13 protein-coding genes are annotated in these 15,324 nt (G+C 71.4%); all 13 read right to left on the reverse strand.

Annotated elements, in window-relative coordinates:
* Positions 1-79: 79 nt before the first annotated feature.
* The 13 genes from IE217_RS16410 to IE217_RS16470 all read right to left on the reverse strand — a co-directional run bounded on the left by IE217_RS16410 (position 80) and on the right by IE217_RS16470 (position 15,265).
* A complete protein-coding gene (locus IE217_RS16410; RefSeq protein ID WP_190178618.1) occupies positions 80-517 on the reverse strand; it encodes a Cg1360 family ATP-synthase-associated protein in 438 nt (145 codons plus the stop codon).
* A 290-nt stretch (positions 518-807) separates the two neighbouring features.
* Entirely contained in the window at positions 808-2,133 is a 1,326-nt protein-coding gene (locus IE217_RS16415) for an MraY family glycosyltransferase (RefSeq protein ID WP_190178619.1), read from the reverse strand.
* Positions 2,134-2,283: 150 nt separating this feature from the next.
* Positions 2,284-3,522, reverse strand: coding sequence for a serine hydroxymethyltransferase (glyA, locus tag IE217_RS16420; protein ID WP_190178620.1), 1,239 nt, complete (start codon positions 3,520-3,522; stop codon positions 2,284-2,286).
* A 101-nt stretch (positions 3,523-3,623) separates the two neighbouring features.
* A complete protein-coding gene (locus IE217_RS16425) occupies positions 3,624-4,301 on the reverse strand; it encodes an arsenate reductase/protein-tyrosine-phosphatase family protein (protein ID WP_190178621.1) in 678 nt (225 codons plus the stop codon).
* Positions 4,298-4,945: an L-threonylcarbamoyladenylate synthase gene (locus IE217_RS16430; protein ID WP_190178622.1), complete on the reverse strand. Its 648-nt coding sequence runs from the start codon at positions 4,943-4,945 to the stop codon at positions 4,298-4,300. Before IE217_RS16430 ends, IE217_RS16425 begins: the two co-directional genes overlap by 4 nt.
* Positions 4,946-5,009: 64 nt before the next feature.
* The gene (gene prmC, locus IE217_RS16435; protein ID WP_190178623.1) at positions 5,010-5,849 is read right to left on the reverse strand and encodes a peptide chain release factor N(5)-glutamine methyltransferase; all 840 of its coding nucleotides are present in this window, start codon (positions 5,847-5,849) and stop codon (positions 5,010-5,012) included.
* A 120-nt stretch (positions 5,850-5,969) separates the two neighbouring features.
* Positions 5,970-7,037: a peptide chain release factor 1 gene (gene prfA, locus IE217_RS16440; protein ID WP_190178624.1), complete on the reverse strand. Its 1,068-nt coding sequence runs from the start codon at positions 7,035-7,037 to the stop codon at positions 5,970-5,972.
* A gap of 116 nt (positions 7,038-7,153) precedes the next feature.
* Positions 7,154-7,378, reverse strand: a complete 225-nt coding sequence (rpmE, locus tag IE217_RS16445; RefSeq protein ID WP_073948783.1) for a 50S ribosomal protein L31 — start codon at positions 7,376-7,378, stop codon at positions 7,154-7,156.
* A gap of 159 nt (positions 7,379-7,537) precedes the next feature.
* Entirely contained in the window at positions 7,538-8,677 is a 1,140-nt protein-coding gene (locus IE217_RS16450; RefSeq protein ID WP_190178625.1) for an LCP family protein, read from the reverse strand.
* Positions 8,678-8,861: 184 nt separating this feature from the next.
* Positions 8,862-10,859: a transcription termination factor Rho gene (rho, locus tag IE217_RS16455; RefSeq protein WP_190178626.1), complete on the reverse strand. Its 1,998-nt coding sequence runs from the start codon at positions 10,857-10,859 to the stop codon at positions 8,862-8,864.
* Between the two features lie 413 nt (positions 10,860-11,272).
* On the reverse strand, positions 11,273-12,190 hold the full coding sequence (gene thrB / locus IE217_RS16460) for a homoserine kinase (RefSeq protein ID WP_190178627.1): 918 nt from the start codon (positions 12,188-12,190) through the stop codon (positions 11,273-11,275).
* Positions 12,191-12,910: 720 nt separating this feature from the next.
* The gene (gene thrC, locus IE217_RS16465) at positions 12,911-13,969 is read right to left on the reverse strand and encodes a threonine synthase (protein WP_190178628.1); all 1,059 of its coding nucleotides are present in this window, start codon (positions 13,967-13,969) and stop codon (positions 12,911-12,913) included.
* A 6-nt stretch (positions 13,970-13,975) separates the two neighbouring features.
* Positions 13,976-15,265, reverse strand: a complete 1,290-nt coding sequence (locus IE217_RS16470) for a homoserine dehydrogenase (protein ID WP_190178842.1) — start codon at positions 15,263-15,265, stop codon at positions 13,976-13,978.
* Positions 15,266-15,324: the final 59 nt, after the last annotated feature.

The raw sequence follows: 15,324 nt of genomic DNA on the forward strand, positions 1-15,324 counted from the left end.
GATGCCCGCGCCCGCGATGCCGCAGTTGGCACCGGACGATAGCAGGAGAACTCTGCCGTCTTTATCCCGGCCCTACCCCTCACGACGAGGACCCCGTCTTCTCGGACTTCTCACTCTTCTCCGAGTCCGGTTCGACGTAGAAGATCTTGGCCTTCATGTGCGCACGCGCCTGGGCGGCCATCCATACGACGGTCGCGACGACGAGTGAGAACGCGAATGCCTTGGCGTTGAAGAGGGTCGTGCCCTTGAAGAGGGCCAAGAAGATCATCAGCAGCAGGAGTTGGGCGACGTAGAGCATGAGGCCCATGGCCTGGAACAGCTGCGGGAGCGTCCTCGCGGTCCACTGCAGCACGTACAGGCCCAGTCCCATGAAGGCGATGGCCAGCAGCGCGCCCACCGCCGCTCCGAGCGCGCCCTTGCCGCCGGCCACCACACCGCTGACGGCGACCGCGACCACGCCGACGGCCGCCGTGGGGACGGCGATCGGCACGAGGTTCCGGGCGTCATTGGACGGCATGGCGGCAACTCCGCTTTCGCAGGGGGGGCAGGGTGTCGTCATGGACGAGCGTAGTCCCGGATTTCGGAGAGAAAACTCAGCACCTGGGGCCCCTTGTTCTGGGGTCCTTCGGCTCTATCCGGGGTTCTCGTGAACCGTATCACAAACTATTTGATGAGTCCTTTACCTGGTTGGTGTGCTCGCTGTCACACATGAGAGTGACTCCGCCCGTCTGTGCAGAAACCGGGCCGAGTTGTCTGGTATTGGGGGGATATGCTCCCCCACGGATTGGCAACGTCTTAGTCAGATTCTTACCTTGAGCGAGGGCCCACGGCAGTCGCTCCGTTGACTCCGGCCACTCCCGCCGCGACCCCGCAGGTGTCGTGCGCCTCACGGGCGGGAGCCGCCGACGCGGCGGCGGCCGGCGTCGAGGCGGCGGGCGTCGAGGCCGCCGGCGCCGTGGCCGCACGGCGGCGGCGGTAGCGCGGCGGGACCAGGTGCTGGGCCCAGCGCGGGGCGCGCGGCGTGAAGCGCGGCAGCAGGAGCAGCACCAGGCCGATGAAGCTCAGGAAGACGATGCCCAGCACGATCCACATCGAGGCGGAGTTGACCGAGTAGGCCAGCGCCCCGAAGCCGATCAGGGCCGCCCAGAAGTACATGATCAGCACGGCCCGGCTGTGCGAGTGGCCGATCTGGAGCAGCCGGTGGTGCAGGTGGCCGCGGTCGGCGGCGAACGGGGACTGGCCGCGCCACGTGCGCCGCACCACCGCGAAGACGAAGTCGGCGGCCGGGATGGCGATGATCGTCAGCGGCATCAGCAGCGGGATGTAGACCGGCACCATCTGGTGCACGGTGTTGCGCTCGGACCCGGAGAACAGCTTCATCACGTCCGGGTCGACCTGCCCGGTCACCGAGATCGCGCCGGCCGCCAGCACCAGGCCGATCAGCATGGAGCCCGAGTCGCCCATGAAGACCCGCGCGGGATGCATGTTGTGCGGCAGGAAGCCCAGGCACATGCCCATCAGGACGGCCGCGAAGAGCGTGGCCGGGGCGGCGGCCTCGATGCCGTACGAGTACCAGATCCGGTACGTGTACATGAAGAACGCGGCGGCCGCGATGCACACCATGCCGGCGGCCAGGCCGTCGAGGCCGTCGACGAAGTTGACCGCGTTGATCGTGATGACGACCAGGGCGACGGTGAGCAGGGTGGCCTGCCACTGGGTCAGCGCGACCGTGCCGACACCCGGGACGGGCAGCCACAGGATCGTCAGGCCCTGCATGACCATCACGCCGGCGGCGATCATCTGGCCGCCCAGCTTGATCAGGGCGTCGATCTCGAACTTGTCGTCCAGGACGCCGATCAGCCAGATCAGGGCCGCCCCGGAGAGCAGCGCGCGCGGCTCGTTGGACTTCTCGAACACCTCGTTGAGGTTGGTGAGGTGGTCCGCGGCGAGCAGGCCCGCGCACATGCCGAAGAACATCGCGATCCCGCCGAGGCGCGGAGTGGGTTCCCGGTGCACGTCACGCGCCCGGATCTCCGGCATGGCTCCGGCCACGATCGCGAACTTCCGTACCGGTCCTGTCAGCAGGTACGTCACCGCGGCCGTGATGCAGAGCGTCAGCAGGTATTCACGCACGGGCTTCCCCACATGTCTCGCTGGCCATCTCAGCCCCACACACTAGCGACGCAGGCATATGTATGGGGACTTCCGGGTAGCGACGATGGTTGCACGCGTGCCTGTGCACGGCTGTACCCGGCCGCGTCATGCCCCTGCGCCTACCCCGCTTCACCCCGGATAGGGCGGGAATCTCCCCGTGAGTTCGCGCACGTCCTCGCGGGCCCGCGCCCCGTCCACCTCGCCGCGCAGCACCTTGCCGAACAGCACGGCGATCCACTCCATCTCGCCCTGGCCCATGCCCTGCGTGGTCACCGCCGCGGTGCCCAGGCGCAGGCCCCGGTCGTCGGTGTGCGGAAGCGCACAGCAGTCCAGGACGATCCCGGCGGCGGCGAGCCGTCCGCGCGCGGTGCGGCCGTCCACGCCGAGCGGCGCCGGATCCGCGGTGATCATGTGGGTGTCGGTGCCGCCCGTGGTGACGGCCAGCCCCTCCGCGCCCAGCCGGGCGGCCAGCACGCGCGCGTTGGCGACGACCTGGTGGGCGTAGGCGCCGAACGCCGGCGTGGCCGCCTCGCCGAACCCGACGGCCTTGGCGGCGATGGTGTGCATCTGCGCGCCACCCTGCGTGAACGGGAACACCGCCCGGTCCACCCGCTCGGCGAGCTCGGCGCCGCACAGCACCATCCCGCCGCGCGGGCCGCGCAGCACCTTGTGCGTGGTGGCGCACACCACGTCGGCGTACGGCACCGGGTTCGGCGCCGCTCCCCCGGCGACCAGCCCGATGGGATGGGCGGCGTCGGCGATCAGATAGGCGCCCACCTCGTCGGCGACCGCGCGGAAGAAGGGGTAGTCCATGTGGCGCGGGTAGGCGATCGAGCCGCACACGATGGCCTTGGGGCGGTGGGAGCGGGCCAGGGTGCGCACCTGCTGATGGTCGATGAGCCCGCTCTCGGCGTCGACGCCGTAGCCGACGAAGTCGAACCAGCGCCCGGAGAAGTTCGCCGGCGAGCCGTGGGTGAGGTGCCCGCCGTAGGGCAGGCCGAGGGCGAGCACGGTGTCTCCGGGGCGCAGCAGGGCGGCGTAGGCGGCCAGCACGGCCGAGGAGCCGGAGTGCGGCTGCACGTTGGCGTGCTCGGCGCCGAAGAGTGTCTTGGCGCGCTCCACGGCGAGGCGTTCGGCCGCGTCGACGATCTCGCAGCCGCCGTGGTGGCGCGCGCTCGGGTAGCCCTCGGCGTACTTGTTGGCCAGGGGCGAGCCGAGCGCGGCGAGCACCGCGGGCGAGGTGAAGTTCTCCGCCGCGATCAGCTGAAGTGTCGTCGCCTGCCGGTCCAGCTCGCCCAGCAGCAGATCGGCCACTTCACGGTCCTGCCGCCGCAGGACGTCGCCCTCTGGAGCGGGGATGACCGACATGGTGGTCTCCGGACGGTCGACGGTGACGTACGTCCAATGTAGGGCCGCCCCCGGCCGCCCGCGCGGCTGTTACGCCGTCACGGTCAGCCCTCCCCGGCCGCTCAGGCGCGTGCCCGCACTCCCGTCAGGGCCGTCACCACCGGGTCCAGGGCCTGGTGTATCTCCTCGCCGATGGAGCGGAAGAACGGCAGCGGGGCGCCGTAGGGGTCGTGGACCTCGTCGGCCTCGGGAGTGGGCGCCAGGAGCCACCCGCGTAGAGCGGCGGCGGCGCGCACCAGTGCGCGGGCGCGCTCGACGACGCCGTCCTCCAGGGGAGGCAGCGTCGCCGGGTCGATCGCCCGCACCAGGCGGGTGAACTCCTTGAGCGTGAAGGTGCGCAGGCCCGCGGAGTGGCCCATGGAGATCACCTGGGCGCGGTGGTCGCGGGTGGCGGTCAGCACGAGGTCGGCCATGATGACGTGCTCGTCGAGGAGTTCGCGACCGGTGAAGCCGGAGGCGTCCGCGCCGAAGTCGGCGAGGACGGCCTCGGCGTTGGCCTCCATGGGCGCGCCCTCGTGGCCCCAGGTGCCGGCGCTCTCCACGATCAGGCCGCCGCCCCGGGCGTCGCCGAGCCGGTCCGTCAGGAAGTGCCGGGTCAGCCGCTCCGTGATGGGCGAGCGGCACACGTTGCCGGTGCTGACGTGGAGGATGCGGAAGGTCTCGCCGGGCGGGCCCGGCTGGGCCGGGATCGCCCGGTCGCCCCCCTCGCCTATGCCACGCCCCGTGTCAGGGGCCGTCAATTCGCCACCTCGAGGTCGGGTACGACCTTGCGCAGCTCCTCGGGCGACAGCGCGCCCTCGCGCAGCAGGACGGGCACCCGGCCGCTGACGTCCACGATGGAGGACGGAACGTTCCCGGGGGTCGGGCCGCCGTCGAGGTAGACGGAGACGGAGTCGCCGAGCATGTCCTGCGCGGCGTCGCAGGTCTCCGGCGCCGGGTGGCCGCTGAGGTTGGCCGAGGAGACGGCCATCGGGCCGACCTCGGTGAGCAGTTCGATGGCGACCGGGTGCAGGGGCATGCGCACCGCGACCGTCCCCCGGGTGTCCCCGAGGTCCCACTGGAGGGACGGCTGGTGGCGGGCGATCAGCGTCAGCGCGCCCGGCCAGAAGGCGTCGACGAGCTCCCAGGCGAGCTCGGAGAAGTCGGTGACCAGGCCGTGCAGCGTGTTCGGGGAGCCGATGAGCACGGGCGTGGGCATGTTGCGGCCCCGGCCCTTGGCGGCCAGCAGGTCGGCGACGGCCTCCGAGGAGAACGCGTCGGCGCCGATGCCGTACACCGTGTCGGTCGGCAGCACCACGAGTTCGCCCCGGCGGACGGCGGACGCGGCCTCGCGCAGACCCGTCACGCGGTCGGTCGCGTCGTTGGTGTCGTATCGCCGTGCCATTGTCAGCGGGCCTCCTCGTACACGTACTGCTGGCTTGAAGTCCTGGTGCGTGGCTGGGTGCGGGTCACGGCAGCGCCTTGCGGGCGGTGGCGAACCGCGGCCGGTTGTTCAGGTCGGGGTGGTCCGCCGCGTCCGCCCAGCCGCGCTCCTCGGTGAAGATCCACGGCACCTGTCCGCCCTGGGTGTCGGCGTGCTCGACGACGACGACCCCGCCGGGGCGCAGCAGCCGGTGCGCGGTGCGTTCCAGGCCGCGGATCAGGTCGAGGCCGTCCTCGCCCGAGAACAGGGCGAGTTCGGGGTCGTAGTCGCGGGCCTCGGGCGCCACGTACTCCCACTCGGTGAGCGGGATGTACGGCGGGTTGGAGATCACGAGGTCGACCTGTCCGTCGAGGTCGGGGAACGCGGTCAGCGCGTCGCCCTGGCGCAGGTCGACCCTGGACCCCTCGACGTTCTTGCGGGTCCAGGTCAGCGCCTCCTCGCTCAGCTCCACGGCGTGCACCCGCGAGCGCGGCACCTCCTGGGCGAGGGCGAGCGCGATGGCGCCGGAGCCGGTGCACAGGTCGACGATGCAGGGCTCGACCACGTCCATGGCCCGCACCGCGTCTATGGCCCAGCCGACCACGGACTCGGTCTCGGGCCGCGGCACGAAGACGCCGGGCCCGACCTGGAGCTCCAGGTAGCGGAAGTAGGCGCGGCCGGTGATGTGCTGGAGCGGCTCGCGCTGCTCGCGGCGGGCGATGACCTCCCAGTAACGGGCGTCGAAGTCGGCGTCCTTGACCGAGTGCAGCTCGCCCCGCTTGACGCCGTGCACGAACGCGGCGAGCTCCTCTGCGTCGGTGCGCGGCGAGGGCACGCCGGCGTCGGCGAGCCGCTGGGTGGCCTGCGCCACCTCGGCGAGCAGCACGCTGCGGGGGCCTGGCGGGCGCCTCCCAAAATCTTGCTGCACGCTGGTCCTCCGGGGCTGGGCTGTGATGCGTGGTACGGGTCTTCGGTGCCGCGGGCGGCGGGCGGCCGCCGCGGCGCCCTAGGCGGCCGCGAGCTTGGCCGCCGAGTCGGCGTCGACGCAGGCCTGGATGACGGAGTCGAGGTCGCCGTCCAGGACCTGGTCCAGGTTGTACGCCTTGAAGCCGACGCGGTGGTCGGAGATGCGGTTCTCCGGGAAGTTGTACGTGCGGATCTTCTCGGAGCGGTCGACGGTGCGGACCTGGCTGCGGCGGGCGTCCGCGGCCTCCCTCTCCGCCTCCTCCTGCGCCATGGCGAGGAGCCTGGAGCGCAGGATACGCATCGCCTGCTCCTTGTTCTGCAGCTGGCTCTTCTCGTTCTGGCAGGAGGCGACGACGCCGGTGGGCAGGTGCGTGATGCGCACCGCGGAGTCGGTGGTGTTCACGGACTGGCCGCCGGGGCCGGAGGAACGGTAGACGTCGATGCGCAGGTCGCCCGGGTTGATCTCCACGTCGACCTCCTCCGCCTCGGGGGTGACCAGCACGCCGGCCGCGGAGGTGTGGATACGGCCCTGGGACTCGGTGGCGGGCACGCGCTGCACGCGGTGCACCCCGCCCTCGTACTTCAGCCGCGCCCACACGCCCTGGCCGGGCTCGGTCTGCCCGCGGGTCTTCACCGCGACCTGGACGTCCTTGTAGCCGCCGAGCTCGGACTCGGTGGCGTCGATGATCTCGGTCTTCCAGCCGACGCGCTCGGCGTAGCGCAGGTACATGCGCAGCAGGTCGCCCGCGAAGAGCGCGGACTCGTCGCCGCCGGCGCCGGCCTTGATCTCGAGGATGACGTCCTTGTCGTCGCTGGGGTCGCGCGGGACGAGCAGCAGGCGCAGCCTCTCGGTGAGCTCCTCGCGCTGCTTGTCCAGCTCCTTGACCTCGGCGGCGAAGTCCGGGTCGTCGGCGGCCAGTTCGCGCGCGGTCTCGATGTCGTCGCCGGTCTGCTTCCAGGAGCGGTACGTGGCGACGATCGGGGTGAGCTCGGCGTAGCGCTTGTTGAGCTTGCGCGCGTTCGCCTGGTCGGCGTGGACCGACGGGTCGGCGAGCTTCTTCTCCAGATCGGCGTGCTCGGCGACGAGCTCCTCGACGGCCTCGAACATCTTGCGGCTCCTGTACTGCCGGTACTGCTTGGGTAGGGGAAGGCGGGCGACCAAAAACGCCGGTCCCGGCCCGCCCCCGGGTGGGGACGCGACCGTGGACCGGCGAAAGGGGCTCGCTACTTCTTGGAGCCGGCGGCAGCCTTGCCGAAGCGGGCCTCGAAGCGGGCCACACGGCCACCGGTGTCGAGGATCTTCTGCTTGCCCGTGTAGAACGGGTGGCACTCGGAGCAGACCTCGGCCCGGATGGTGCCGGAGTCGATGGTGCTGCGGGTCGTGAACGACGCGCCGCAGGTGCAGCTGACCTGCGTCTCGACGTACGCGGGGTGGATGTCGCGCTTCAAGGTGTCTCCTAGGTTTCGGGAGGGCGCCGGGTCGCCGCCGCGGGGTGCGGGGGCGTGAACCGGGGCCGACGTACCAGTCTGCCAGGACTGGCGCCATCCCCCAAAACCGGGGGCGGGGGCCGTGTATTCCCGGGGGGTTCCCCCTCGGGGCCGCGGACCCTACGGGGCGCTCACCACGTCCTTCGCCTCGCCCGTGGCCGTGCCTTCGGTGGCCGCCTTCGGGACGGGGCGGTCGTTCCTCAGGGCGTCCCAGACCAGCTGGGCCTTGGAGTGCACGACGACGACGCGGTTGGGGTCGGCCGGGTCGTACCTGACCGGCATCGTGACCATGGTCATGTGTGAGGAGCTGATGCCCTTGAGGCCGTCGGCGAAGGACATCAGGGAGTTCACCGAGCCGAGGTCGGAGTCGGCGGTGACGGCCTTGGTCGCGGTGTCGGCGAGGTTGTAGAGCTTCTTGGGGCTGGTGAACAGCCCGATGTGCTTGACCTGCTCGGCCAGCGCCTTCACGAAGGCCTGCTGGAGCTGGATGCGGCCGAGGTCGGAGCCGTCGCCGACGCCGTGGCGGGTGCGGACCAGGCCGAGGGCCTGCTGCCCGTTCAGCGTGTGCGGGCCGGTCGTGAGGTTCAGGTGGCTGTGCGGGTCGTGTATCGCCTTGGTCGTGGTGACCTGGACGCCCCCGAGCTCGTCGATGAGCTTCTCGAAGCCGCTGAAGTCGACCTCGAGGTAGTGGTCCATGCGCAGGCCGGTGAGCGACTCGACCGTCTTGACCGTGCAGGCGGCGCCGCCGGTGGAGTACGACTCGTTGAACATCGCGCCGTGCACGGCGGGGTGCTTGGCGCCCTTGCTGTCGGTGCACTCGGGGCGGTCGACGAGGGTGTCGCGCGGCATGGAGACGACGGTGGCCTTCTTGTGGCCCTCGTACACGTGCACGATCATCGCGGTGTCGGAGCGGGCGCTGCCGTCGTCGGTGCCGCCGCCGAGCTTCTTGTTGGTGCCGGAGCGCGAGTCGGAGCCGAGGACCAGGATGTTCTCGGAGCCGTTGTCGGCCTTGCCGGGCCGGTCGGTGCCGAGGGCCTGGTTGATGTCGACCGTCTTGAGGTTGTTGTTGAGCTTGAAGTACAGGTAGCCGGCGCCGGTGCCGCCGAGCACCACGATCCCCGCGGCGGTCCAGGCCGTCACCGTCAGCGCCCTGCGCCTCCCGGTGGGGGGCTTGCGCCGGCGGCCCTTGATGCGGCCTGCGGGGCTCGTGGGGCCGGTTTCCCCCGGTATGGCGGGGTCCGGCGTGCTCTGGGCGGACATGCGCTCCTCGAATCCGATTTAAGGTCGGTTACCCACAATCGTCGCTCGCATGGTCAGACGGGGGAACCCGGGAAAGGGTTGCACAGGCGCCGGGCACCGCCGTGATCCTGTGGCAAAGGTCTCGCCGGTACGGCGAAGGGCCGCCCCGTGCGGGAGCGGCCCCTCAGTGCCTGTGCGCGTGACCTCAGTCGCCGTTGCCCGGCGCCGGGGTCGTCTTCTGGATCTGCATCAGGAACTCGATGTTCGACTTGGTCTGCTTCATCTTGTCCAGGAGCAGCTCGATCGCCTGCTGCTGGTCGAGCGCGTGCAGCACCCGGCGGAGCTTCCAGACGACGGACAGCTCCTCGTTGCCGAGCAGGATCTCCTCCTTGCGGGTGCCGGACGCGTCGACGTCCACCGCCGGGAAGATGCGCTTGTCGGCGAGCTTCCGGTCGAGCTTGAGCTCCATGTTGCCGGTGCCCTTGAACTCCTCGAAGATCACCTCGTCCATGCGGGACCCGGTGTCCACCAGGGCGGTGGCGAGGATGGTCAGCGAGCCGCCGTCCTCGATGTTGCGGGCCGCGCCGAAGAAGCGCTTCGGCGGGTAGAGGGCCGTGGAGTCGACACCACCGGACAGGATGCGGCCGGAGGCCGGGGCGGCCAGGTTGTAGGCGCGGCCCAGACGGGTGATCGAGTCCAGCAGGACGACCACGTCGTGGCCCAGCTCGACGAGGCGCTTGGCGCGCTCGATGGCGAGCTCGGCGACCGTGGTGTGGTCCTCGGCCGGGCGGTCGAAGGTCGAGGAGATGACCTCGCCCTTGACCGACCGCTGCATGTCGGTGACCTCTTCCGGACGCTCGTCGACGAGGACGACCATCAGGTGGCACTCGGGGTTGTTGTGCGTGATCGCGTTGGCGACCGCCTGCATGATCATGGTCTTGCCGGTCTTCGGCGGGGCCACGATCAGACCGCGCTGGCCCTTGCCGATCGGCGAGACGAGGTCGATGATCCGCGTCGTCAGCACGCCCGGGTCGGTCTCCAGGCGGAGCCGGTCCTGCGGGTACAGCGGCGTCAGCTTGTTGAACTCCGGCCGCCCGCGGCCGTGTTCGGGCGCCATGCCGTTGACGGAGTCCAGGCGCACCAGCGCGTTGAACTTCTCGCGGCGCTCGCCCTCCTTGGGCTGGCGCACGGCGCCGGTGACGTGGTCGCCCTTGCGCAGGCCGTTCTTGCGGACCTGGGCGAGGGAGACGTACACGTCGTTGGGACCGGGCAGGTAGCCGGACGTACGGATGAAGGCGTAGTTGTCGAGGATGTCGAGGATGCCCGCGACGGGGATCAGGACGTCGTCCTCGGTGAGCTGCGGCTCCTGCACGTCGTCGCGGCCTCGGCGGCCACGGCGGTCCCGGTAGCGGCCGCGGCGGCCACGGCGGCCGCCCTCGAAGTCGTCGTCGTCCTGCGGGCCGTTGTTCCGGTCCTGGCGGCCGCCGCCCTGCTGCTGGTTCTGCTGCTGGCGCTGGCCGCCCTGGCCCTGCTGGTCGTCGCCCTTGCGGCGGTCACGGTCGCGGTCCCGGTCACGGTCACGGTCGCGGCCGCGCTCACGGCGGTCGCGGCGGCGGCCCTCGCCGCCGTCACCGGCGTCGCCCTGGCCCTGCTGCTGCGGCTGCTGGGCGGCCTGCTGCTGGGCGGGGGTCTCGGCCCTGGGCTCGCTCTTGGCCTCGGCGGCGCCGGTCTCGGCACCGGCCGCCGGGGCGCCGGCCTCGGCGGTCGCACGGCGCCGGCGGCGCTCGACGGGAGCGTCGTCGCTGGCGGGCTGGCCGGGGATCTCGATCTGCTGCTGGGCCACGGCCTTCTCGGCGCCGGCGTCGGCCGCCTTCTTCTCGGCGGCCTCCTCGCCCGTGCGGGCGCGGGAGGTGGAGCGGCGCTTCGGCTTGGTCTCGGCGGCGGCGTCGGCCTTCGCCGGGGCGGCGCCCCCGGCCTGCGCCTCCTTGATGACCTCGATCAGCTGGCTCTTGCGCATCCGCGCGGTGCCCCTGATGCCGAGGCCGGATGCGACCTGCTGCAGCTCGGCCAGCACCATGCCCTCGAGGCCGGTACCGCGGCGCCGCCGGGAGCCGGCACCGGTGGCAGGCGCGGAGGCGTCCGTGGCGGGCGCGGCAGCGGTCTCCTCGACACGTGCGCCCATCAGATCGGTGGTGTCGCTCACGAAGGGTCCTTCCCTGGAGCGGACGTCGGCCTGTCTGGCTCGGCGACCGGTTGTGCTGTCCGGCATTGGCCCTTGCTGTGTGGACCTGCCGGGGCGGTGGTCCGCCAAAGCGGCGGAAGAGATTTCTGGTGACTGGCGCTTCCCCGACGATCCGTGGCACCGAGTGTCACAGTGTCACGTGGTCTGGTAGCACCGATTCCGGAGCGTGCCCGGTGGACCGCTCAGTGTCCGCGTACGACGTACTGCCCAGGTACGACGTTCACCACACAGTGCGGTTTGGGGGGCTCCCGGAAGAATGTCTGTCCCGGACGGGGACACGAAGCACCTCGCCATGGTGGGGTCGGGTGCAGACTTGAGATTAACACTACCGGATCCAACAAACATTCCCCCTCTCGAAATCCGGTAATCGCGTGTCAGCCCGCGAGAGGCAGCACGCTTGCTCCCTGCAGATCGAGGCTCAGCCGGTTGGCGGCCCAGCCGGTGCCCGCCAGTTGTTCGACCTTGTCGGCGGTGCCCGCGTCGGCCAGGGCCATGACGGTGGGACCGGCGCCGGAGATGACCGCGGGGATCCCGTCGGCCCGCAGCCGCTCCACCAGCGCCGCGCTCTCCGGCATGGCCGGGGCCCGGTACTCCTGGTGCAGGCGGTCCTCGGTGGCGGGCAGCAGCAGCTCGGGGCGCCGGGTGAGGGCCTCTACGAGCAGGGCGGCGCGGCCCGCGTTGACGGCGGCGTCGACGTGCGGAACGGTGCGCGGGAGCAGGCCGCGGGCGATCTCGGTGAGGACCGGCTTTCCGGGCACGAAAACCACCGGAACGATGGAATCGCGGGGCTCCATCCTGATGGCGCGGGCGGCGCCGGCCTCCATCCAGGACAGGGTGAAACCGCCCAGCAGACAGGCCGCCACGTTGTCCGGGTGGCCCTCGATCTCGGTGGCCAGCTCCAGCAGCGCGGTGTCGTCGAGGCGGGCCTCGCCGCCTATGGTCACGGCGCGCGCGGCGACGATGCCGGCGCAGATGGCGGCGGAGGAGGAGCCGAGGCCGCGGCCGTGCGGGATGCGGTTCGCGCAGACGATCTCCAGGCCGCGGGGCTGGCCGCCCAGCACGTCGAAGGCGGTGCGCAGCGAGCGTACGAGGAGGTGCTTCTCGTCGCGCGGCAGCGTCTCGCTGCCCTCTCCGGCGATGTCGATGTGCAGACCGGAGTCGGCCACCCGGACGACGACGTCGTCGTAGAGCCCCAGCGCGAGGCCGAGGGCGTCGAAGCCCGGGCCGAGGTTGGCGCTGGTGGCGGGGACGCGCACCCGGACGGCGGCGGCGCGGAACGCTGGACCGGCCATCGCTCGTTGACTCTCCTTGAGCTGCGTGACGGTCGAATGGGATTCGACTGACGTTCGAGTGGGGGTTTTCGACAGGGAGTTTTCGACAAGGGGTTTTCGACAGGGTCGGGGATTCCCGGGCCGCGCCACACGGACGACGGCACCACGCCACGTGCGAGGGCATATGCGGCGGGCGGGTTCCCTACAGCCTATCGAAGGAAGGTTCTGTCGCGACATAGGGCGCACAGGAGGCGCACGATGCGTGTCGAAAGCCCCCTGTGCCCCCTCCTCGGGGGTGACGCCGACGGCGTGGCCGGGGTTGCTCCGGGACCGGCGACCACCGCCGCGAATCGCCGCCGCGCATCGCCGCCACGCGACCTTGCCCCCGCGGAACCGCGGAGTCACTCCACGTACCGCACCCAGCGGGTGAGCCCACGCGGCGGGCGCGCGGACGGCACAGCCGCGGGGCGGGTCCGCGCGCACACCGCGAGGTGCGTCCCGAGCCGCCGCCCCGCAGGGTGCCTCACGTGCCCGGCCCCGCGAGGGGTGCCTCACGCATCCGGCCCCGCGGGGCCCCGCGTATCCGGCCCCGCGAAAGCCCGCCCCACGCGACCGGTCCCACAAGACCCCGCAGGCCACAGCCCACAGCCCACCCAGCAAGGGACAGCACCCCGCGGGGAGCTCGCGCGCCCCGCGAGGGGCACCGCAACGCCCGTTGCGGTGGCCCCAGCCGCTGTCCGGCTACGCCAGACCCAGCCGCTCCGCGGCCGTCGCCGCGTCGACCGGGACCGTAACCGGCTGGGGTGCGCCGGCGACGGCCCAGTCGGGGTCCTTGAGGCCGTTGCCGGTGACGGTGCACACGATCCGCTGCCCCGGGTCGACCTTGCCCTGTTCGGCGGCCTGCAGCAGGCCGGCCACGGACGCGGCGGACGCCGGCTCGACGAAGACACCCTCCTGAGCCGCCAACAGCCGGTAGGCGCGCAGGATCTCACGGTCCGTCACCTCGTCGATGGCACCGCCGGACTCGTCACGCGCGGCCAGCGCGTACGTCCAGGAGGCCGGGTTGCCGATCCGTATCGCGGTGGCGATGGTCGACGGGTCCTTGACCACCTCACCCCGCACGATCGGCGCGCTGCCGGAGGCCTGGAAGCCCCACATCCGCGGAGTCCGCGCGGCCACACCGTCGGCGGCGTACTCCTTGTAACCCTTCCAGTAGGCAGTGATGTTGCCCGCGTTGCCGACCGGCAGCACGTGGATGTCGGGCGCGTCCCCGAGCATGTCGACGATCTCGAACGCGGCCGTCTTCTGCCCCTCGATACGCACCGGGTTGACCGAATTGACCAGCGCCACGGGGTAGTTGTCGCTGAGCGAGCGGGCGAGCGTGAGGCAGTCGTCGAAGTTGCCGTCGACCTGGAGGATCTTGGCGCCGTGCACCAGCGCCTGCCCCATCTTGCCCAGCGCGATCTTCCCCTGCGGCACGAGCACCGCGGACACCATGCCGGCCCGCACGCCGTACGCGGCCGCCGAGGCGGAGGTGTTGCCGGTGGAGGCGCAGATGACCGCCTTCGCCCCCTCCTCCTTGGCCTTGCTGATCGCCATGGTCATGCCCCGGTCCTTGAAGGACCCGGTCGGGTTCGCGCCCTCGACCTTGAGGTGGACCTCGCAGCCGGTGCGCTCGGAGAGCACCTGCGCGGGCACCAGGGGCGTACCGCCCTCACGGAGCGTCACGACCGGCGTGCTCTCGGACACCGGCAGCCGGTCCCGGTACTCCTCGATGATTCCGCGCCACTGGTGGGTCATTGCTGCTTACTCTCCTTCAACCCGCATGATGCTGGCGACACCCCGCACGGTGTCGAGGCTGCGCAGCGCCTCGACGGTGCCGTTCAGGGCGGCGTCGGACGCTCGGTGGGTGACGACGACGAGGGAGGCCTCGCCGTCCTTGCCCTGCTGGCGAACAGTGTCGATGGACACCCCGTGCTCGGCGAACACGGTGGCGACCTGGGCGAGGACGCCCGGTTTGTCGGCGACGTCCAGGCTGATGTGGTAGCGCGTGACGACGTCGCCCATGGGTGACACGGGCAGTGCCGCGTACGCCGACTCGCCGGGCCCGGTGGCCCCGCTGAGCCGGTTGCGGCACACGGCGACGAGGTCGCCGAGCACGGCCGAGGCGGTGGGCGAGCCGCCCGCGCCGGGACCGTAGAACATGAGCTGCCCGGCCGCGTCCGACTCGACGAACACGGCGTTGTACGCGCCGCGCACTGAGGCCAGCGGATGGCTGAGCGGGATCATCGCGGGGTGCACGCGCGCGGTCACGGAGGCGCCGTCGGCCGCCCGCTCGCAGATGGCGAGCAGCTTGATGGTGCAGCCCATCTCCTTGGCGGAGGCGAAGTCGGCGGCGGTGACCTCGGTCATGCCCTCGCGGTAGACGTCGTCGAGGCGCACCCGCGTGTGGAAGGCGATCCCGGCGAGGATGGCGGCCTTGGCGGCGGCGTCGAAGCCCTCCACGTCGGCGGTCGGGTCGGCCTCGGCGTATCCGAGCGCGGTGGCCTCGTCGAGGGCCTCCTGGTAGCCGGCGCCGGTGGAGTCCATCTTGTCGAGGATGAAGTTCGTCGTCCCGTTGACGATGCCGAGGACGCGGTTGACCTTGTCGCCGGCGAGGGACTCGCGCAGCGGGCGGATCAGCGGGATCGCGCCGGCGACGGCGGCCTCGTAGTACAGGTCCTTGCCGTTCTCCTCCGCCGCGGCGTGCAGGGCGGCCCCGTCCTGGGCGAGCAGGGCCTTGTTGGCGGAGACGACGGAGGCGCCGTGCTCGAAGGCGGCGGTGATGAGGGTCCGGGCGGGCTCGATACCGCCGATCACCTCGACCACTACGTCGATGTCGCCCCGTTTGACGAGGGCGGTCGCGTCGGTGGTGACGAGGGCCGGGTCGATGCCCTCGCGCACCTTGCCGGGCCGCCGCACGGCGACCCCGGCGAGCTCCACCGGGGCCCCGATCCTGGCCGCGAGATCGTCGGCGTGCGTCGTCATGATGCGCGCCACCTCTGAGCCGACGACCCCACAGCCCAGCAGCGCCACCTTCAGCGGACGCGTACGCATCATCCGACCTCGTTTCCTCATACCGTCTACGGTTGGACCAGTCTCACTCACCACACCGG

The sequence above is a fragment of the Streptomyces naganishii JCM 4654 genome (assembly GCF_014650575.1).
In the GTDB taxonomy this organism is placed as follows: Bacteria; Actinomycetota; Actinomycetes; order Streptomycetales; family Streptomycetaceae; genus Streptomyces; species Streptomyces naganishii.

Bases quoted from the DNA above. Each gene is read 5' to 3' on its own strand.
- IE217_RS16410 (WP_190178618.1), bottom strand. From the start codon at position 517: ATGCCGTCCAATGACGCCCGGAACCTCGTGCCGATCGCCGTCCCCACG.
- glyA (WP_190178620.1), bottom strand. From the start codon at position 3,522: ATGTCGGTCATCCCCGCTCCAGAGGGCGACGTCCTGCGGCGGCAGGAC.
- IE217_RS16430 (WP_190178622.1), bottom strand. From the start codon at position 4,945: ATGGCACGGCGATACGACACCAACGACGCGACCGACCGCGTGACGGGT.
- prfA (WP_190178624.1), bottom strand. From the start codon at position 7,037: ATGTTCGAGGCCGTCGAGGAGCTCGTCGCCGAGCACGCCGATCTGGAG.
- IE217_RS16450 (WP_190178625.1), bottom strand. From the start codon at position 8,677: ATGTCCGCCCAGAGCACGCCGGACCCCGCCATACCGGGGGAAACCGGC.
- thrB (WP_190178627.1), bottom strand. From the start codon at position 12,190: ATGGCCGGTCCAGCGTTCCGCGCCGCCGCCGTCCGGGTGCGCGTCCCC.
- thrC (WP_190178628.1), bottom strand. From the start codon at position 13,969: ATGACCCACCAGTGGCGCGGAATCATCGAGGAGTACCGGGACCGGCTG.
- IE217_RS16470 (WP_190178842.1), bottom strand. From the start codon at position 15,265: ATGCGTACGCGTCCGCTGAAGGTGGCGCTGCTGGGCTGTGGGGTCGTC.